Origin of the sequence: Campylobacter sp. 2018MI34 (genome assembly GCF_016598975.1) — a bacterium.
GTDB lineage: Bacteria > Campylobacterota > Campylobacteria > Campylobacterales > Campylobacteraceae > Campylobacter_D.
This window is the reverse complement of record NZ_JAENKS010000005.1, coordinates 1-20103: the sequence shown is the minus strand read 5'-3', so window position 1 is coordinate 20103 and position 20103 is coordinate 1. Positions and strand designations below refer to the sequence as shown.

Here is a 20103-nt window from a genome sequence, read left to right as displayed (position 1 = left end):
TTAAGTTAAGTTTATTAAAATTAAAAAATAATAAATAAAATTTGGAGTTTAAAATTGAAAGCTAAAAGAATTTTTGCCCTAATAAGTGGCTTTATAGGATCTTTAATCTTTTGTTTTTTTATAGTCAATGTTTTAGAAGCTAAAACAAACAATACAAATGAGCAAATACAGCAACGTCTTCAATCTTTGGAAAAATTAACTAAAACTTTAGCAATCATCGAGCAATATTATATCGATGATATAAATATTACCAATTTAGTAGATAAATCAATCTCCGGACTTTTAAATAATCTTGATGCACATTCTTCTTTTTTAAATGAAAAAGACTTCAATGATATGAAAATTCAAACTAATGGTGAATTTGGAGGACTTGGAATCACTGTTAGTATGAAAGATGGAGCTTTGACTGTTATTTCTCCTTTAGAGGGAACTCCAGCTGATAAAGCAGGTATTAAACCAGGAGATATTATTTTAAAAATCAATAATGAAGCTACTTTAGGAATTTCGCTTAACGATGCTGTTGATAAAATGAGAGGAAAACCAAAAACTAAAATTACTTTAACAATTTTTAGAAAAGGGGCAAATGAGCCTTTTAATGTGACCTTAACAAGAGATATTATAAAGGTTGATAGTGTTTATTCAAAACTTATAGAAAATGAAAATATATTATATATTAGAGTTACAAATTTTGATAAAAATATTGTAGAGAAAACTAGCAAAGAACTTAAAAAATATCCAAAAGTAAATGGAGTTATTTTAGATTTAAGAAATAATCCTGGAGGATTATTAAATCAAGCTGTAGGTCTTGTTAATCTTTTTGTTGATAAAGGGATAATAGTTTCTCAAAAAGGACGCATAAAAGAAGAAAATCAAGAATATAAAGCAGATGCTAAAAATAAAATTTCTAATGCCTCTTTAGTAGTGCTAGTCAATGGAGGAAGTGCAAGTGCGAGTGAAATAGTCAGCGGGGCTTTGCAAGATTTAAAAAGAGCTATTGTTGTAGGAGAAAATACCTTTGGTAAAGGAAGTGTTCAACAAATTATCCCTATTAATCAAAATGAAGCTTTAAGATTAACCATAGCAAAATATTATTTGCCAAGCGGTAGAACTATCCAAGCTATAGGAGTTAAACCAGATATTGAAATTTTTCCAGGAAAAGTAAATACAGATAAAAATAGTTTTACTATTAAAGAAAGCGATTTAAAACAACACCTTGAAAATGAATTAGAAAAACTTGATAAGCAAAAAGATTTAAAAAATCAAAATAAAGATGATAAAAATTTAATTACATCAAAACAAATTAATGAAGATGCCCAATTAAAAACAGCGATTGATACAATTAAAATTTTAAATCTTAAGGTAAGTCAATGAAAAAAGATTTATTTTATGAAGGTAAAGGTAAAAAAATTTACAAAACACAAGATGATGACTTGTTTATTGCGGAATTTAAAGATGATTTAACTGCATTTAATGCAGAAAAAAAAGGCAAAGAAGAAGGTAAGGGTAAATTAAATTGTAAAATAAGTACTATAATTTTCGAATTATTAGAAAAAAATGGTATTAAAACTCATCTTGTAAAAGCTATTAGTGATAATGAACAACTGATTAAAAAATGTCAAATTATTCCTATAGAAGTTTTAATTCGCAATATTGCAGCAGGATCTTTAAGTAAAAGACTTGGTATAAAAGAAGGAAAGGTTCTCCCCTTTACTCTAGTAGAATTTTGTTTAAAAGATGACAAACTTGGAGATCCTTTTATCAATGATGAGCATTGCTTACTTTTAAATTTAGTTAAAGACCAAAATCAAATTATAACTATAAAAGAATTGGCAAGAAAAATTAATACGATTTTATTAGATTTTTTCGATCAAAGAAATTTAAAACTAATAGATTTTAAAATAGAATTTGGTCTTTCTAAAAATCAAGAAATTATTTTAGCTGATGAAATTAGTCCTGATAGTTGCAGACTTTGGGATAAAAATACCAATGAAAAACTTGATAAAGATAGATTTAGACAAGATCTAGGAAATGTTAAAATAGGCTATGAAGAAATACTTAGAAGAATTGTAGGATAACTATGAAAATTGTTGTTAATATTTTTTTAAAAGAAGGTGTTTTAGATCCTCAAGGAAAAACTATACAAAAAGCTTTACATTCTCTAAATTTTAATAATGTAAACAATGTCAAAATGGCAAAACAAATCATTCTTGAACTTAATGAAAATGATAAAACGAAAGCAAATAAAGAAGTAAAAAAAATGTGTGAAGAACTTTTAGTTAATGACGTTATAGAAGATTATGAGATTATTATATGAAAGTAGCTATTATAAGATTTCCTGGAACTAATTGTGAATTAGATACTCAATATGCTTTTGAAAAACTAAATTTAAAAACACAAATCATTTGGCATGAAGAAAAAGAATTTCAAGCTGATTTGGTTGTATTACCCGGTGGATTTTCTTATGGAGATTATCTAAGATGTGGCGCAATTGCAAAATTTGCTCCTATTATACCGGCTATATTAGAACACGCAAAAAAAGGTGGTTACATTTTAGGAATCTGTAATGGTTTTCAAATTCTTTTAGAATTAAAACTTTTAAAAGGGGCTTTAAAAGCAAACAATAGTCTTAGTTTTATTTCAAAAAATCAAAAATTAAAAATAATTTCAAATCAAAATGCCTTATTGAGATATTTTAACAAAGAAGAGATTATTACATTACCTATTGCACACGGAGAAGGAAATTACTTTGCCACTGATGATGATTTAAAAGAACTTGAAGATAAAGATTTAATTCTTTTAAAATATATAAATAATCCTAATGGTTCATTATGTGATATAGCAGGAATATGTGATGAAAATAAAAAAATTTTTGGTCTTATGCCTCATCCTGAAAGATTTTGCGAAAATATCTTAGGAAGCGACATAGGGCTTAAAATCTTAAAAGGATTTATTTCTTGATTGCTTTTTTAAGATTTTTCTTTTTCATTTCTTTTTTAATCATCAAAGTCCTAGCGCAAGATAATATAAATAATTTACAAATAGAACTTAAAAATCTTCCAGAAGAAGAGCAAAAAATTTATAAAAATATTGCTCCTAGCGATGAAAGCGAAGATTATCAAAAAAATATTGAAGATCCTTTCATCCCGCAAAGCTCACTTGTTTTAATTACTGGCAATTATATAAATAAAGCTTATGTTGGAGAAGTTTTTCCTATAACAATCTATGCTAAAACTACAGAAAATACCAATTTTAATTTTCATATTGAATTTATCAAAAATAATGATCTCTTGTTTTTAAATCCTGATGTTAAATGGGAAAGAAAAAATGATGTTTATGAAGCAACATTATGGTTTGAGGCAAAAACCTCTAATGCTAATTTAGAACAAATCATTATCAAGCTAAGTCGCAATAATGTTTTTTTCCAAAAAGCTAATATTGCTATAAATCCTATAAAATTTGAAAATACGCCAAGTAGTAATAATTTTTCTCATTTAGTTGCAAGCTCACTTGAAATTAAAAAGATTAAAACAAATTATTTTGATGATAAAAATGTAATTATGATTATGGAATTAAATGCTACTAATACCAATCTTAAAAGTTTTTACTTAAAAGGAATAGAAAAACAAGGTATTGAAAATTTAAAAGGAGATTTTAATTCTTCTAATGCTTATTATTATGCAGTATTTCCTGTAAATAAAAATATTTTTTCTTTTTCTTATTTTAATAAAGATGAAAAAAAACTTCAAAACTATAATTTAAAAATAAAAGTTAGCGAAGATAGTATAAGTACACAAAGTGATTTAAATCCTACTAATAAAGATTTTAATATCTATAAACAATATGGACTTTGGATTATTGCTTTTTTACTAGGAATTTGCTTTGTTTTTAAAAAAAATTACATTATTTTAGTTTTTGCGCTAATTTGTTTTATCTCTGGATTTTTAATAGACACTTCAACAAAAATTGGAATTTTAAAAGCTAATGCCAAAGCTAGAATTTTGCCGACTGAATTGTCAACTTATTTTTACACAACTAATAACAATGAAAAAGTTGAAATTTTAGGAGAAAGAAAGCCATATATAAAGGTTTTATTTAAAGATGGAAAAATAGGATGGGTAGAAAATGAAGATCTTGCAAAAAATTAGGGCTTTATATTTTTGGATCTTTTTTATTTTAAGCGTAAGCTTAGTTTTGCTTTGCTTTTGTTTTATATCATCTCAAAAAAAACTTTGGAAAATTCGTAAATTTTGGGCAAAAACTCAAAAATATATTATTCCCTATAAAATAGAACTTAAAGGTGTATTCAATCAACAAGCTACTATGATACTTATGAATCATCAAAGTACTTTAGATATTATCGCTTTAGAAGATATTTATCCTAAAAATTTAGCTTGGATTGCAAAAAAAGAATTAGCCCAAATTCCTGTATTTAAATTAGCAATGAAAAAGCCTAAATTCCTTTGTATTGATAGAAAAAACCCAAGGGAGTTAATAAAAATATTAAAAGAAGCAGAACAAAGACTAAATGAAAATAGAGTATTGGCTATATTTCCAGAAGGAACAAGATCAAGAACCCAGAAATTGCTTAAATTCCAAAGTGGAGCCAAAATTTTAGCACAAAAATTAAATTTAAAAATTCAACCTATTCTTATTGTAGATTCTGCAAAAATTTTAGATACCAAAAGTTTTAATGCGAATGAGGGAATTCTTAAAATTATTTGTATGGATTTAGTTGATACTAGTGATGAATTATGGCTTGAAAATACACGTAAAAAAATGCAAGAGCTTCTTGATAAAGAAAGAAATAACCTTAAATTATGTTAAATACACTTTTAATTGTAGGGCTTGGAGGATTTTTAGGTGCTATTTTTAGAATGCTTTTTATCGAATTAATAAATAAATTTTTACCCTATTCTATTAATCTTGGAACACTTTTTGTTAATATTTTAGGATCATTTTTTTTGGGAATGTTATATTCTTATTTACAAAATAGATATTTTTCACCTTATTTAAATTCTTTTATTAACATAGGATTTTTAGGTGCTTTTACTACTTTTTCTAGTTTTTCATATCAAAATTTACTATTTTTACAAAATGGGTGCTATTTAAATTTAATTCTTAATATATTCCTTAATATAAGTTTTTGCCTATTTGCTGTATGGATTGGTCTTTTAATTTTTAAATAATTTAAAATTATAAAATAAAAACTAAATTTTAGTAATCACTATAAAATATCTTAATTAAAAAAGTTATTGTCCATAAATCTCAAAAATACTTTATAAAATCTTATTTGATTAAAAAATAATGATAAAAATTTCTTTTAAAAGCCAAATTCTCTATCTTTTAAAAAATATCTAGACTTAAAATTTACTCTTAATTTTAATTTTTTTGCTAAAATATCTCCTTAAAAATTAATTAAGGAGAAAAGATATGCAATTTCAAACTGAAGTCAATCAACTTTTGCAACTTATGATACATTCTTTATATTCTAATAAAGAAATTTTTTTAAGAGAGTTGATTTCAAATGCAAGTGACGCTCTTGATAAACTAAATTTTTTAAGCGTTAGTGATGATGCATATAAAAACCTTCAATTTAAACCAAAAATAGAAATTAAACTTGATAAAGATAAAAAAACTTTAAGCATTAGCGATAATGGTATTGGTATGAATAAAGATGATTTAATCAATCATTTAGGAACCATAGCAAAGAGCGGAACAAAAAATTTTTTAGAAAATTTAAGTGGAGATGCGAAAAAAGATTCTCAGCTTATAGGGCAATTTGGTGTTGGATTTTATTCAGCTTTTATGGTGGCAGAAAAAATCGAAGTTTTGACTAAAAAAGCCTTAGATGATAAAGCTTATCTTTGGAGTTCTGATGCAAAAGGCTATGAAATAGAAGAAGCAGACAAACAAGAGCAAGGTACTATCATAACGCTTTATTTAAAAGATGATGAATTTTTAAATTCTTACAAAATTGAAAATATAGTTGAAAAATATTCTAATCATATTCAATTTCCAATCTTTATGGAAAAAGAAGAATATATCCCTGCTAAAGAAGGCGAAGAAGAAGGAAAAACAGAATTAAAAATTTCTCAAATCAATAAAGCTAATGCTTTATGGAGATTATCAAAAGCTTCTTTAAAACAAGAAGATTATGAAAAATTTTATGAACAAAATTTCCATGACAATGAAAAACCCTTGCTTTATCTTCATACAAAAAGCGAAGGAAAATTTGAATATAATTCTTTATTCTTCATCCCAAAAAACGCACCTTTTGATCTTTTTCGCGTTGATTATCAAAGTGGCTTAAAACTTTATGTAAAAAGAGTATTTATTAGCGATAATGATAAAGAGCTTTTGCCAACTTATTTAAGATTTATAAGAGGTATTATTGATGTTGAAGATCTTCCTTTAAATGTAAGTCGTGAAATCTTACAAGAAAACCAAATTTTAAAAGCAGTTAAAGAAGCTAGTGTTAAAAAAATTCTTAGCGAATTAACAAAATTAAAAGAGAAAGATAAAGAAAAATATATAAACTTTTTTAAAACCTTTGGAAAAGTTTTAAAAGAAGGTTTATATGGCTTTGGCGACAATAAACAAAGTTTATTAAAACTTATGATGTATAAGAGCACCAAAAGCGAAGGTTTAAGAACTCTTGATGAATATAAAGAAAATATTAAAGCAGAGCAAAAAGAAATTTATTATATTACAGGGAATAATGAAAGCTTACTTAAAAATTCTCCACTATTAGAAGAGTATAGAAAAAAAGATGTTGAAGTTTTGCTAATGGATGATGAAATTGACTCTTTAGTTATGCCAATGCTTGATGAATATGAAGGTCTTAAATTTGTAGCAATTAATCAAGTGGAAAACAAAGAAGAAATTAGCGATGAAGATAAACAAAATTTTGCTTCTTTACTTGCTAAATTTAAAGAATTACTTAAAGAAGAAGTAGATGATGTGCGCCTTACTTCAAGACTTAGCGATAGCCCAAGTTGTATAGTTTATGATAAAAATAAACCTGATTTTGCTATGCAGCAAATTCTTAAACAAATGGGACAAGAACAAAATATCAAACCTATTTTAGAACTAAACCCTAAACATCAAATATTTAACAAGCTAAAAGAAAATGAAACCTTTGCTCCAGATATTGCTACCTTAATCTTAAATATGGCAAAATTAAGTGAAGGAATGGGAGTAAATAAACCCGATGAATTTAATAAAGCTCTTAATAAAATTATCATAAAGGCTTTATCTTGATTGTAAATATAGCTATTACAAAAGCTAATTTAGATGAATATCAAATTTTTGATGTTAGAACTCCTTTGGAATGGGAAGAAGGAGTTCTAAAAAATGTTGAACTTGTTTATCTTTATGATAATAAAGGTTTTATCAATCCAAATTTTACACAAGAAATTAAAGAAAAACTCAATAATAAGCCATTGGCTTTTGTTTGTCGTAGTGGAAATAGAAGTCAAATAGCAGCTCAGATCATCCAAGATGAACTTAAACTTTCTAGTACAAATCTTGAAGGTGGTATGATGGCATACTACAAGGAAAAATAAAATGGCTTTTTATTTACTCATTGCTGCTTTATCTTTTTTAATGCTTTATTTTGCTATTAAAAAATATACTTTAAAAATTGATGAAAAAACTTTACTAGAACCTATTAAAACTGATATTTATCCTAAATTTTGTGATTATATTGATGAAAAAATTCGAGAATTAAAATGCAAAGTACAAAATAATGAATTAAAACTTTTAGACTTAGATAAAAAAGATAATTTTTTAGAGTATCTTGGAGATTTAAGCCGTGAGCTTACTTTTATACAAACTATGAATTTGAGTAAAAAAAGTGATGAATTATGGCAAAATGAACTTTTTAATTTTTTAAAAAAATTAGAGCAAATTATTGAAGATTTTTTAAAAGAATCTCACTCAATCAATGAAAAACTAAGAAACGACTTAATGCAAAATTTTGAAACATTAAAAGAGGGAAATTAAAAAATCATTTCCCCTTGAATAAAATGATGTTTTATTTTCCCATATAGTTTATCTTTAGCATACAAAGAATTAGAAGAAGTTTCAAAAGAAGCACTCTCATCAAAAATAATAAAATTAGCTTCTTTTCCAACTTCGATTTCCCCGGTATTTAAACCTAAGAATTTTGCAGGATTTAAACTTGTAAGCTTGCAAAGTTCCTTCCAAGATAAAAGCTTATCTTTGATAAAAAAAGTATAACAAAGACTAATAAATTCATCAATACTATCTATACCAAAAACAGCTTCATCAAAAGTTGTATCTTTTAAGCATTTTGTATAAGGGCTATGCATGCTACTTAAAAAACTAATTTTTTCTTCTTTTAGGGCATTTTTTAAAGAGTTTAAATTCTCTTTTGAGCGCAAAGGAGGCATAAGTTTAGCCAAGGTATTAAAATCTTTACAACTTGTATCATCTTTAATTAAATGATGAATACTAAAAAGAGTTAATTTTTTTTCATCTAATAAAGACAAAGACTTTTCAAGGCTTAAAATATCATAAAGAATTTTAACCTGATAAAAGTTTTCAAGTTCTTTTATCTTGGCCACTTCACTTGTTTCTGCTACTTCGCTAATGCCGCTTAATCCTAATTCAGAACTTGTTAAGCTTTCATTCATTACACCATTATCATAATTTTTTTCATAACATTGCATAAAAATTGGTAAATTTTTCATTAAGGCATATTGTATACTGATTTTTAAAACATTAGCATCGATTGCACTATTAAGTTCTAAAGCACAAGTACCTCTATCTATAAACATAGAAAGATTTCTTAATTTATTTTGAGAATCTAACACTTTAACACTAGGAAAAATATGTATTTTTCTTTGAGATAAATTCTGTAAATATAATTCAAACCCTTGTTCATCAAAATTTGTACTATCGCGCAATACAATAGCACAAATCCCATTTTTCAAGCATTGTTCTTCTAATATATCTAAATGTTTTAAGGAAAATACATTATCTTTTAAAGTAATACAAAGATCAATAAAAGAAGGTAGTAATGTGAGATTTTGTGCATCTATAATTTTATCATCATCTTTTATATTGTCTGCAATTTGCGCTATTTTACCTTTTTCAATTCTAATATCCTTAAAAACTTCTCCATAAAGTTTAGCATTTTTAATAATCATTACCCTTCCTTATTGAAATTATTTTGTTTAAGTAATTTTTGCACAGATTCGCTTAATGTATTGCCCTCTAAAATACTAACAAGTTCATTTACTATAGGGATATAAATCTCATTTTTTTGAGCTATTTTTTTTATAGCATATGAAGTAGCTATTCCTTCTGCTACTTCTTTAAGTTCCATTTGAATTTCTTCTATATTTTTATTTTGTGCTAACATTAATCCTACGCGATAATTTCTTGAAAGATTGCTTGAAGCACTTAAAAATAAATCTCCTGCTCCACTAAGCCCTAAAAAAGTTTCTTCCTTAGCCTTAAAAAATTTACCAAAACGATGCATTTCAATTAATCCCCTAGCAATTAAAGAAGCTCTAGCATTATTGCCAAGTTTTAAACCATCGCATATTCCACTTGCAATAGCTAAAACATTTTTATAAGCACCACAAATTTCAGCACCCTTAACATCATTGTCAATGTAAGTTTTTATAAAATCAGGAAAAAACTGAACAAATTCTTTACAAGTTTTTTCATTAGAACCATTAATCATTAAAGCACAAGGAAGTTTTTGTATAACTTCGGCAGCAAAAGAAGGTCCACTTAAAACACAAAGTTGATCTTTATTAACAAATTCTAAAAAAATATCATCTAGAAATTTACAAGTAGAATTTTCTATACCTTTAGATGCAATTAAAATTTTTTGACCTTGATTGATAAAATTTTCTTTAAGCCAAGAAGAAATTCCTTGAGCGCTAAGAGCAAAAATAAGATATTCGCATTTCAAAGCTTCTTTAATGGATATAAAATTTGGTATATTTCTAGGAGTCAAGGAAGTTATATAACACTTATTATTTATGCTTAAAGCACTATATAAAGCACTTCCCCATTTACCTGCTCCAATTACAGCAATACTCATTATCCAAGCTTTGATTTTAAGATTTCATTAACTTTTGATGGATTAAAAGCGCCTTTGCCTTCTTTCATAACCTGTCCAACAAAAAAACCAAATAATTTATCTTTTCCACTTTTATATTCTTGAACTTTATCTTCATTAGCATTTAAAATTTGATCAATTACTTTTTCAATAACTCCATCATCACTAACTTGTTTAAGTCCTAGTTTTTCTATACTTTCATCAATTTGCATTTTAGGATTTTCAAAAATAAAAGCTAAAATATCTTTAGCTGCTTTTGCACTAATAACACCTTCTTCTATTTTTGCAATAAGCTCGCCAAGTTTTTTTGCATTTACTGGAGAATTTTCTATGGTATAATCACCTTTTAAAAGTCCCATAAGTTCAGTATTAAGCCAAGTAACACAAAGTTTTGGATTTAATTTATAAGAAAGAAGCTCCTCAAAAAAATGACTAAGTTCCAAAGAAGAAATTAAAATCTCAGCATCACTTTCTTTAATTCCAAATTCATTAATATAACGTATTTTTTTCTCATCAGGTAATTCTGGAATTTTAACATCTAAAAATTCATCTTTTAAAACAACTGGTAATAAATCAGGATCTGGAAAATAACGATATTCTGCTGCTACTTCTTTATTTCTCATACTTTTTGTGATTAAATTTGTTGTGTCAAACAATCTTGTTTCTTGTACTACTTCTTTTTCATATACCCCATCTTCCCAAGCTATACTTTGACGCTTAATTTCATATTCAATAGCCTTTTGTATAAAACGGAAAGAATTAAGGTTTTTAATTTCTACTCTAGTATAAAGTTTAGTGTCGCCTTTTGGACGTATGCTTACATTAGCATCACAACGAAAACTTCCCTCTTGCATATTAGCATCAGAAATATCTAAAAATCTTATAATAGAATGAAGTTTTTTAAGATAAGCTACTGCCTCATCACTGCTTCTTAATTCAGGCTCACTAACAATTTCTAAAAGAGGTGTTCCCGCACGATTTAAGTCTATTTTAGAAAAAGAACTCTCATGAATATTTTTTCCTGCATCTTCTTCTAAATGTGCTCTTGTGATACCTATGCGTTTATTTTCTCCATTAATATTAATAAAAATTTCTCCATTTTCAACTATAGGAATATCAAATTGAGAAATTTGATAACCTTTGGGCAAATCAGGATAAAAATAATTTTTTCTATTAAAAATACTTTTTTTATTAATCGTAGCATTAACAGCTTTTCCAAAAGAAATAGCTTTTTTAACCGCCTCTTCGTTTAAAGTAGGCAATGCTCCAGGTAAAGCTAAACATGTAGGGCAAACATTAGTATTCGGTTCTTCTCCAAAAGAAGTGGCACAAGAACAAAAAATTTTAGTCTTAGTATTTAATTGAGCATGAACTTCAAGTCCTATAACTACCTCAAACATTTATTTTCCTTAAAAATTTTATAATAAGATTTTATCATTTTTTATTTCAAAAAGACTTTAAAAGAATAAAATATAAAAATTAATTATTTTTAATTTTTTGCTTTAATTCATAATTTTTTACTAAAAGATCAAATATAAGATAAAATAAAATTCCTAATATAACAATTTTCCAAACAAAATTATTTGAAAATAAAAAAAGCACTCCAAAAAGAATAAAACCTAAAGAAGCACCCTTTAAAAAATCAAACAAATAAATCAATGGCCTTCCTCGATTATCGTAGCACCAGCTAAATAAACATAAGTTAAAATCATAAAAATAAAAGTTTGCAAAAATGCCATAAAAGTTAAAAGCACATAGGCTGGAAGAGGAGCAACATAAGGAACCAAAGCTAAAATAACTGCCAAAAATAAATCATCACCCTTAACATTGCCAAATAAACGAAATGATAAAGAAATTACACGAGAAAGATGAGAGATAATTTCTATAGGAAACATTAAAGGAGCCAGAATTTTAATAGGACCCATAAAATGAGAAAAATATTTTATAAAACCTTGAGTTTTTATGCCTTCAAAATGATAATATACAAAAACAATCAAGGCTAAAGAAAGAGTTAAATTTAAACTTGCCGTTGGAGCTTCAAAACCTGGAATTACTCCTATAATATTACTTAAAAAAATAATTATCCCTAAAGTAGCAACTAAAGGAAGATATTTTCTTGCAGCTTTTTCATCTCCTAAAGTATCTTTACCCATAGTCAGAACACCTTCTAAATAAGCTTCAACTAAATTTTGCATTCCTCTTGGAACAAGTTGCATAGAAGAAGTAGCTAATTTTGTAATAACTATTGCAATAACAATAACTATGCCTAGATGAAAAAAATAAGCAAAAGTATGGCTTGAATCAAAAAAAGAGCTAAATAAAAATAAATCTTTCATATTTTCCTCAAATAATATTTTAATGGATTATCTTATCTAAAACTTACTTATATTTTAATGAAATTACATCCATTCTAAAACTTGAGAAAGCTCTTTGGTAACAAAATATTTTAAACCTATATCTTCTAAAGGTTTAGAAGGGATAATAGCATTTTTAAATTTTTGCATTTTAGCTTCTTTTAATCTAACATCGAGATGAAATACATCTCGAATTTCCCCATTTAAACTAAGTTCTCCTATAAAAACACTATCTTTGCTTAAAGGACGATTTTTAAAACTTGAAATTATAGCAGCAACCACAGCCAAATCTGCAGCTGTTTCATTGATTTTCACACCACCACTTACATTAATGAAAACATCATAATGTCCTAGAGGAATTTCTAATTTTCTCTCTAATAAGGCTAAAAGCATATCTAAACGATTTCTCTCATAACCTGTTGCACTTCTTTTAGGATAAGAACTTTCGCAAACAAGGGCTTGAATTTCTAAAACCAGCGCTCTACTTCCCTCCATCACAACAGCTAAAGCACTTCCTGAAGTAGCCTTGCCTCTAGTAAAAAAACGATTGGCTAAATTTTTAGCACTGATTAGACCCTTAGGACTCATTTCAAAAATCCCTACTTCGCTAATATTGCCAAAACGATTTTTAAAACCTCTTAGCAATCTTATTTCTTTTGTAGTATCACCCTCAAAATAAAGCACTACATCAACCATATGTTCAAGCACTCTAGGACCAGCAATTGCCCCATCTTTAGTAATATGACCTATAATAAAAATACTTATATTGTAAGCTTTGCTTAAACGCATAAGTTCAAAAGTAATTTCTCTTACTTGAGTAATACTTCCTGCGGCTGAAGAAATTTTATCAGAATATAAAGTTTGAATAGAATCTATAATTAAGATAGAATAATCTTTTTTACGCAATTCCTCTATGATATTTTCTAAACATAATTCTGTAAGTAAAAATAAATTTAATCCATTGGCATCAAGTCTATTGGCGCGTAATTTAATTTGTGATTTACTCTCTTCTGCACTTACATAAAGCACTTTTTTTCCATTATTTGCTAAATTAGAGGCAATTTTAAGCAAAAGAGTTGATTTTCCAACACCAGGACTACCACCAATTAAAACTAAAGAACCCTCAACCAAACCTCCGCCTAAAACAAGATCAAGTTCATCATCTTGCGTGCTAATTCTGCTAAATTTTTCTATTTCTACCTCATCAATACATATAGCTTCACTTGCTTTAGAATTTATATGTTCTAATTCTTTTAAAATCTTAATTTGCTCAGCTTTAAGCTCTATAAAACTATCCCAAGAACCACATTCTGGACATTTACCAAGCCATTTTCTTTGTTGATTTCCACAAGATTGACACTCAAATAAAATTTTACTTTTAGCCATTTTAAAACCTAAAAAAATTTTTAATATTATAATATTTTGAAGTTAAAAAAGACTTTTTAAATTTCTTAATAAAAGTGTTTGTTTTAAAGGAGCGATATTCTCTTTTATTCCTTTTTTACAAGTTTAATGTTGGCAATTAAAACTTGAATTAAAAAAATATGATCCTTAATCCATGTTAAATTCTTATCTAGCCATTCTTGTTCATTTTTAGGATTTAAAACATAAATCCTTGCTAAATTAAATTCAAATTGCATTAAAAAGGTCGTATAAATTCATAAAGTACCGATTTAGTATAATCATCTATCCTTAACTTAAAACAATCAATTTTTTTAATAGCTTCTTGGATAATCATTTTGTCAATAAAATCTTTATTTAGTATTCTTTTGCTATCTTGTTCGAGATTTTTTAAACATTCATTTAATTCTTTTAAAAATTCATCACAATCTAGATAAAGTTTATAAATATTTTTATCTATATCTAATAAAAGTCTATTTTGCTTATCTATATCTAATTTTTTTAATTGTTTAAATTTTTTATCATCATCATTTAATAAGCTAACGCAACATTCTAAAAAAGGTTTTTCTATAGCTCCTTCTATCCTTGCTCCACCTTCTGTGGCATTATAAAAATTACAATTTTTTATATTTTTATGTATAAAATTTTCTATAGAAAGCCTAAAAGCATTCCACATACAATGAGTTTTAACCTCTCCTTTTCCTCCATAAGCTAAAGTATTTTCTTGTTTTATATTGCTTTCATAATTTGATCCATACATATAATCTTTAGAATGGGAAGTCCCATCTTGAGAATAAGCTAAATCTTGGCCTATAAAAATAATATTTTTATGCTCTAAAGTGTAAGCAAGTTTTAAAGCATTTAAGGCAACCGTGGATCCTGAAGGAAAATTACCAAAATCTTCAAGCATACATTGTTTAGTAAATAAAGAAGGATAAGGGATTAAAATATAATTTCTTTTAGAGCTTTCAAGATATTTTATAGCTTTTGGATGTACTAAAGCTAACAATACAAAAATAATATCCTTATCAATACTTTCATAAGAATTCTTAAAAAGCTCTGCAGTCTTTTCTGTTCTTTCAGACATTAAAACATAATCAGGTTTTATATTATATTTTGCAAGAATTGAATAAGCACTATCAGCACAAAATATGGTAGCTTTGTTTTGATATTCTTTAAGTAAAGGAAGTTGTTTATCTAAAGAAGGCCCAGTAGAAACAATAATGGCTGTTTTTAATTTTTCTTTACGAATTTCATATAAAAAACTAAGCGAAGGGTTTAAAATCATTTTAGGACTATTAAAAATAAATTGAGTAAAACCTTGCAAAGTATCTTCAATATCATTGCCTTGATAAAGTATTGTTGATTTAATAATTTGAGAAATTCTTTGATTAAGTTTTATAATATCATTCTGAAAACTTTCATAATAAGTACTATGCAAATACAAAGAATAAACTCTTAAAAAATTAAAAAAAGGTGGGGTGGTAAAAATATTTTCTAAATCTTTTGTCAAAATATCACTTCGCAAAACAATAAGCTTGTTATTTTTTAACTCTTCGCTAAAATCAATCAGATGAAAAATTTCATAAAGCAAAGAAATATCATCCTCAAATACAACAATATGTTTTAAATGGATATTTTTAAGCAAAACTTTATATAAAATACCATTTCCAAAACCATAAAAATAAAGAACAGGATAAAATAAATACTTTGTTTGAAAAAGTTTTAATTTTTCTTCTAATTCTTTTTTTGCATCTTGATAAATTTGTAATTTGTTACAAGTATTGATTAGATTTAGAGAAAGTAGATCCCCCCGCCCGTTGCTAAAATTCTAAAATTATGCAAAATATTATTATTTAGTTTTTCATAAAGAGAAATGTTTTTTAAAGAAGATATATTTTTAAAAAAAGATCTTTTTGTTCTTTACTATACATTGTTTTAATCATAAATAGGATCTAAAAGCGTATCAAGATATTTATCAATATCAAATTCATATAAATCTTGCATACTTTCTCCTACACCAATATATAATATAGGAAGTTCAAGCTCTCTTGCTATACTAAATAATCCTCCACCTTTAGCTGTGCCATCTAGTTTTGTTATAATAACTCCATCAAGCTTCACAAATTCGTTAAATGCTTTTGCTTGCAAAATACCAGCATTTCCTTGAGTCCCATCTAAAACTAAAATTTTCCTATGTGGAGCTCCATCATATGCTTTATTACAAATACGTATAATCTTTTCAAGCTCTAATGCTAAATTTTTTTGATTTTGAAGCCTTCCTGCTGTATCAATAATCACTTGATCAAAATCTTTAGCTCTAGCTTTAGAAATAGTATCAAAAGCAACAGCTGAAGGATCATGTCCTTGCGAGCTTGCCACAATCTCAATATCCAATTTTTGTGCCCAAAGTTTAAGTTGTTCTATGGCTCCAGCTCTGAAAGTATCGCAAGCTCCTAAAATAGTTTTTTTATTTTGCTGTTTATATAAATATGCCAATTTTGCAATACTTGTTGTTTTTCCTGCACCATTAACACCTAAAACAAGTTCAACAAAAGGTTTATGATGAAATAATTCTTTTTGATCGTATAAAAAATATGTTTTCATTACACGTTTTAAATCTTCTTTTCTAACTTCATCAGAAGGAGGTAGATAATAAATGATTTCCTCTACTATTTCATAACTTACATCTGCTTCTAATAAAATTTCCTCTAAAAGATCCTTGGTAATTTTTTTATGCCCTGATTTAATTTGAACGATATTTTCAAGAGTCTTTTTTAATCCCTTTTTTAAAAAATCAAACATTAATCTATAGCCTTTTGTATATCAATTTCTAACATTTCTGCAGGAATTAAGCCTAAATATTGTCTTATAAGATTGTTATCTTTATCAAACAAAAATAAAGTTGGCATTCCATTAATACCTCCTAAACTCTTAGCTAAAAGATAGTTGCTATCCCCCATAGCAATATCAAATTTTATTTTATTTTTACGTATAAAAGTTTCTACGCTTTGCTTATCTTGCTCTTCAAGTAAAACACCTACAATTTGCAAATTTTGTTTGTATTTTTCTTCAAATCTATTAAGATCTACAATTTGAGCAATACAAGGCTGACACCAAGTTGTAAAAAATATAAACAAACTAATTTTATCGCCATTATTAAAGATAATTTTATCATCTTGAGTTTTAACTGATAATAAATTTCCATTGATCATTTTTAGATTAAAAGAATTTACTTTACTTTCGGACTTATTTGATGATATATTTTTTTGTGTTGATTCTTGCTCGCCTTCTTTTTTTGAATTTTTATCACAAGCTGTAAAAAATAAAGAAAAAATTAAAAAAAGAAAAAAAAATTTTTTAAAAACCATTCAATTTTTCCTTGTTAAATTAAAAATAAAAGATAAAATTATAACATAAATTAATATCTCAAGGTAAGTTTTATGTTGAAAAATAATTTTAGAGAAAAATCAAAAAAACTTTTAAAAGAACACATAAAATTTAAATTTAAAAGAGATTTTCAAGTCTTTAAAGAATGTTTAAAAATAATTAAAAAAAATAAAGCAAAAAAAATTTTGCTCTTTATCCCTTTAAAATATGAACCCAATTTATTCAAATTTAGGAGATTATTGAGTAAAAATTGCGAACTTTTTGTCCCATTTATGCAAGATAAAAGCTTGAAAATAGTAAAATTTAGACTACCTTTAAAAAAGAAAAAATATGAAGTTTTTGAACCAAATGATTCCTTTTTTAAAGTAAAAAAAATTGATCTAGCTATCATTCCTGTTATAGCTGTGGATAAAAATTTAAAAAGAATTGGTCATGGAAAAGGTTTTTATGATAGATTTTTTTATGATTTAAACTATAAACCTTTAACTATTTTTGTTCAAAGTGTTAATATGTTTAATAATAAAAACATTACTGATTTCTATGACATACAAGGAGATTTTTATATAAATCCTTATAAAAAATACTATAGGAAAGAAATAATAAATGATAACAATAATTGCAGTTTTTACAACCTTAATAGGACTTGGATTAGGATATTTAGTTGCTAAAAAAATCAATGAAGCCAAACACGAAATTTTTATCGAACAAGCAAAGGCAAAGGCAAAAGCTATTGAATATGAAGCTGAACTTATACTAAAAGATGCTAAAAATTCTATACTTAATGCTGAATTAGAAATTAAGAAAAAATATGATGATAAAGCTCATAAATTACAACAAGAACTACAATGCAAATTTGAAGAAATTCATAAAAAAGAACAACAAATTAAAATCGAAATGGAAAAAATAAAAAAGGACGAAGAAGAATTGAATAAAAATCAAAAAATCATAGAAGATCTTCATTGTGATAATTTAAAATTAAAAAATCAATACCAAAATAAAATTGATGAAGTAATCAACATTTTAGAACACTCATCAGGTCTTACAAAAGATGAGGCTAAAAAAATTATTCTAGAAAAAGTTGAAGAAAAATCTCGCAATGAAATAGCTCATATAGTAAGAAAATATGAAGAAGAAGCTAAAAATGAGGCTAAAAGAAAAGCAAACTATATCATAGCTCAAGCCACTTCACGTTTTGCTGGAGAATTTGCTGCAGAGAGACTTATTAATGTAGTAAATATTAAAAATGATGAACTCAAAGGACGCATCATAGGCAAAGAAGGACGCAATGTTAAAAGTTTAGAAATGGTTTTAGGAGTTGATATTATTATAGATGATACACCAGGTGCTATTATAATTAGCTGTTTTAATCTTTATCGCCGTGCCATTGCTACAAAAGTAATAGAACTTTTAGTTGAAGATGGGAGAATTCAGCCTGCACGTATTGAAGAAATCTATGAAAAAGTTTGTAAAGAATTTGAAAATTCCATTTTAGAAGAAGGACAAATTATAGCCATGGATTTAGGTCTTGATAAACTACATCCTGAAATTTTAAAACTTATTGGAAAATTAAAATATCGTGCTAGTTATGGTCAAAATGCATTAGCCCATTCTTTAGAAGTTGCACATCTTGCAGGAATTATCGCAGCTGAATGTGGCGGGGATGAAAAACTAGCCAAACGTGCTGGAATTTTACACGATATAGGAAAAGCACTCACACACGACTTTGAAGGTTCTCACGTTGATTTAGGAGCTGAACTTTGCAAACGCTATAAAGAGCATCCTGTTGTAATTAATGCCATTTATGCACACCACGGTCACGAAGAAGCTACAAGTATAGAAGCAGCAGCAGTTTGTACTGCTGATACTTTAAGTGCTGCAAGACCTGGTGCAAGAAGAGAAGTCCTAGAAGCTTTTCTAAAAAGAGTAAACGAACTTGAAGAAATAGCCAAAAATAAAGAAGGGATTAAAAATGCTTATGCGATTAATGCAGGAAGAGAAATTAGAGTAATAGCCAATGCAAAGCTAATCAATGATGATCAAGCTGTACTTTTAGCCAAAGAAATTGCTAATGAAATTGAAGATAAGCTTCAATACCCTGGCGAGGTTAAGGTTAATGTAATACGCGAATTAAGAGCAATTGAATATGCAAGGTAAGATTTTATGCAAGATATGATTGATACTTTACTTCGTTATGGTTATATTGTTTTATTCTTTTATTCTTTAGGTGGAGGGATGGTTGGAATTCTTGCTGCTGGAGTTTTGTGTTCTCAAGGCAAGCTTGATTTATATTTGTGCATAAGTATTGCTTTTATTGGCAATACACTAGGCTCTACTTTGCTTTTTATTTTAGGAAAATATTACAAAAAAGATATTTTGCCTTATTTTAAAAATCATAAACGAAAACTGGCTTTAGCTATGATTAAAGTAAAACAATATGGGATATTTTTACTTTTTATACAAAAATATATTTATGGGATCAAAACCTTCATTCCTATAGCAGCAGGTATAGCTAGATATGGTTTTCTTAAATTTCTCATAATCAATACAATTTCAAGTTTTATTTGGGCATTATTGCTTGGATATTTAGCTTATATTTTTGGACAAAGCATTACTTTTATTTTTAATAATCTTAGCAATTATCCTTATTTAGCACCTTTATTTTTGCTTTGTTTAGTTGGAGTAATTTGGCTTTATCTTCATAATTTTTCCAAAAAATAATGCTTTTTTATAATTCTTTATTACAAAAAAATAAAGAATTATTTATCATATTTTTAATTTTTCTTAGTATTTTTTTATTTAATATTTTATTAGAATATAAAAATTATTTAAATTTTAAAGAAAATAAACATCCTTTAATTC

23 protein-coding genes are annotated in these 20103 nt (G+C 26.6%); 13 read left to right on the top strand and 10 right to left on the bottom strand.

All coding sequences use genetic code 11. The features are described 5' to 3' along the window. The first annotated feature begins 39 nt into the window (after positions 1-39). The 10 genes from JG676_RS02465 to JG676_RS02420 all read left to right on the top strand — a co-directional run bounded on the left by JG676_RS02465 (position 40) and on the right by JG676_RS02420 (position 8004). On the top strand, positions 40-1371 hold the full coding sequence (locus tag JG676_RS02465; RefSeq protein WP_200217246.1) for a S41 family peptidase: 1332 nt from the start codon (positions 40-42) through the stop codon (positions 1369-1371). Beyond that, complete coding sequence (gene purC, locus JG676_RS02460; protein ID WP_200169508.1) at positions 1368-2075, top strand: phosphoribosylaminoimidazolesuccinocarboxamide synthase; 708 nt, start codon at positions 1368-1370, stop codon at positions 2073-2075. The genes JG676_RS02465 and purC overlap by 4 nt, the downstream gene beginning before the upstream one ends. A gap of 2 nt (positions 2076-2077) precedes the next feature. Continuing rightward, positions 2078-2314 (top strand): phosphoribosylformylglycinamidine synthase subunit PurS, encoded by a 237-nt coding sequence (gene purS / locus JG676_RS02455; protein ID WP_200217213.1) that lies wholly within the window; start codon positions 2078-2080, stop codon positions 2312-2314. Beyond that, positions 2311-2958, top strand: a complete 648-nt coding sequence (gene purQ, locus JG676_RS02450) for a phosphoribosylformylglycinamidine synthase subunit PurQ (protein WP_200217212.1) — start codon at positions 2311-2313, stop codon at positions 2956-2958. The genes purS and purQ overlap by 4 nt, the downstream gene beginning before the upstream one ends. 26 nt (positions 2959-2984) lie before the next feature. Further along, a complete protein-coding gene (locus tag JG676_RS02445; protein WP_325099505.1) occupies positions 2985-4145 on the top strand; it encodes an SH3 domain-containing protein in 1161 nt (386 codons plus the stop codon). After that, positions 4123-4824, top strand: coding sequence for a lysophospholipid acyltransferase family protein (locus JG676_RS02440; protein ID WP_200217211.1), 702 nt, complete (start codon positions 4123-4125; stop codon positions 4822-4824). Before JG676_RS02445 ends, JG676_RS02440 begins: the two co-directional genes overlap by 23 nt. Then, the gene (gene crcB, locus JG676_RS02435) at positions 4818-5186 is read left to right on the top strand and encodes a fluoride efflux transporter CrcB (RefSeq protein ID WP_200217210.1); all 369 of its coding nucleotides are present in this window, start codon (positions 4818-4820) and stop codon (positions 5184-5186) included. Before JG676_RS02440 ends, crcB begins: the two co-directional genes overlap by 7 nt. Positions 5187-5430: 244 nt before the next feature. Next, complete coding sequence (gene htpG / locus JG676_RS02430; RefSeq protein WP_200217209.1) at positions 5431-7260, top strand: molecular chaperone HtpG; 1830 nt, start codon at positions 5431-5433, stop codon at positions 7258-7260. Further along, the gene (locus tag JG676_RS02425; protein WP_200217208.1) at positions 7257-7565 is read left to right on the top strand and encodes a rhodanese-like domain-containing protein; all 309 of its coding nucleotides are present in this window, start codon (positions 7257-7259) and stop codon (positions 7563-7565) included. The genes htpG and JG676_RS02425 overlap by 4 nt, the downstream gene beginning before the upstream one ends. Before the next feature lies 1 nt (position 7566). Next, the gene (locus tag JG676_RS02420; protein WP_200217207.1) at positions 7567-8004 is read left to right on the top strand and encodes a hypothetical protein; all 438 of its coding nucleotides are present in this window, start codon (positions 7567-7569) and stop codon (positions 8002-8004) included. Here the strand turns inward: JG676_RS02420 and JG676_RS02415 are convergent. The 10 genes from JG676_RS02415 to JG676_RS02370 all read right to left on the bottom strand — a co-directional run bounded on the left by JG676_RS02415 (position 8001) and on the right by JG676_RS02370 (position 17225). Then, positions 8001-9173 carry an amidohydrolase family protein gene (locus JG676_RS02415; RefSeq protein ID WP_200217206.1) on the bottom strand — a complete coding sequence of 391 codons (1173 nt, stop codon included), beginning with the start codon at positions 9171-9173 and terminating at the stop codon, positions 8001-8003. The two genes, JG676_RS02420 and JG676_RS02415, sit on opposite strands and share 4 nt — an antisense overlap. Further along, entirely contained in the window at positions 9173-10081 is a 909-nt protein-coding gene (locus JG676_RS02410; protein ID WP_200217205.1) for an NAD(P)H-dependent glycerol-3-phosphate dehydrogenase, read from the bottom strand. Before JG676_RS02410 ends, JG676_RS02415 begins: the two co-directional genes overlap by 1 nt. Continuing rightward, on the bottom strand, positions 10081-11499 hold the full coding sequence (gene gatB / locus JG676_RS02405) for an Asp-tRNA(Asn)/Glu-tRNA(Gln) amidotransferase subunit GatB (RefSeq protein WP_200217204.1): 1419 nt from the start codon (positions 11497-11499) through the stop codon (positions 10081-10083). The genes JG676_RS02410 and gatB overlap by 1 nt, the downstream gene beginning before the upstream one ends. A 79-nt stretch (positions 11500-11578) precedes the next feature. Further along, entirely contained in the window at positions 11579-11758 is a 180-nt protein-coding gene (locus tag JG676_RS02400) for a hypothetical protein (protein WP_200217203.1), read from the bottom strand. After that, positions 11755-12435 carry a F0F1 ATP synthase subunit A gene (locus tag JG676_RS02395; protein WP_200169520.1) on the bottom strand — a complete coding sequence of 227 codons (681 nt, stop codon included), beginning with the start codon at positions 12433-12435 and terminating at the stop codon, positions 11755-11757. The genes JG676_RS02400 and JG676_RS02395 overlap by 4 nt, the downstream gene beginning before the upstream one ends. A 63-nt stretch (positions 12436-12498) precedes the next feature. Then, the gene (gene radA / locus JG676_RS02390; RefSeq protein WP_200217202.1) at positions 12499-13839 is read right to left on the bottom strand and encodes a DNA repair protein RadA; all 1341 of its coding nucleotides are present in this window, start codon (positions 13837-13839) and stop codon (positions 12499-12501) included. A 104-nt stretch (positions 13840-13943) separates the two neighbouring features. After that, positions 13944-14093 carry a hypothetical protein gene (locus tag JG676_RS02385; RefSeq protein WP_200217201.1) on the bottom strand — a complete coding sequence of 50 codons (150 nt, stop codon included), beginning with the start codon at positions 14091-14093 and terminating at the stop codon, positions 13944-13946. Further along, on the bottom strand, positions 14093-15502 hold the full coding sequence (locus JG676_RS02380) for a motility associated factor glycosyltransferase family protein (RefSeq protein WP_200217200.1): 1410 nt from the start codon (positions 15500-15502) through the stop codon (positions 14093-14095). Before JG676_RS02380 ends, JG676_RS02385 begins: the two co-directional genes overlap by 1 nt. Before the next feature lie 290 nt (positions 15503-15792). Continuing rightward, positions 15793-16659 carry a signal recognition particle-docking protein FtsY gene (gene ftsY, locus JG676_RS02375; RefSeq protein ID WP_200217199.1) on the bottom strand — a complete coding sequence of 289 codons (867 nt, stop codon included), beginning with the start codon at positions 16657-16659 and terminating at the stop codon, positions 15793-15795. Further along, positions 16659-17225: a TlpA disulfide reductase family protein gene (locus tag JG676_RS02370; RefSeq protein WP_200217198.1), complete on the bottom strand. Its 567-nt coding sequence runs from the start codon at positions 17223-17225 to the stop codon at positions 16659-16661. Before JG676_RS02370 ends, ftsY begins: the two co-directional genes overlap by 1 nt. Positions 17226-17297: 72 nt before the next feature. On the opposite strand from JG676_RS02370, the gene JG676_RS02365 reads away from it, so the two are divergent. The 3 genes from JG676_RS02365 to JG676_RS02355 are packed head-to-tail and all read left to right on the top strand — an operon-like array spanning position 17298 to position 19962. Beyond that, positions 17298-17912: a 5-formyltetrahydrofolate cyclo-ligase gene (locus tag JG676_RS02365; protein ID WP_200217197.1), complete on the top strand. Its 615-nt coding sequence runs from the start codon at positions 17298-17300 to the stop codon at positions 17910-17912. Beyond that, positions 17848-19398: a ribonuclease Y gene (gene rny / locus JG676_RS02360; RefSeq protein WP_200169527.1), complete on the top strand. Its 1551-nt coding sequence runs from the start codon at positions 17848-17850 to the stop codon at positions 19396-19398. Before JG676_RS02365 ends, rny begins: the two co-directional genes overlap by 65 nt. A 6-nt stretch (positions 19399-19404) precedes the next feature. Next, on the top strand, positions 19405-19962 hold the full coding sequence (locus JG676_RS02355; RefSeq protein ID WP_200169528.1) for a DedA family protein: 558 nt from the start codon (positions 19405-19407) through the stop codon (positions 19960-19962). The last annotated feature ends 141 nt before the right edge of the window (positions 19963-20103 follow it).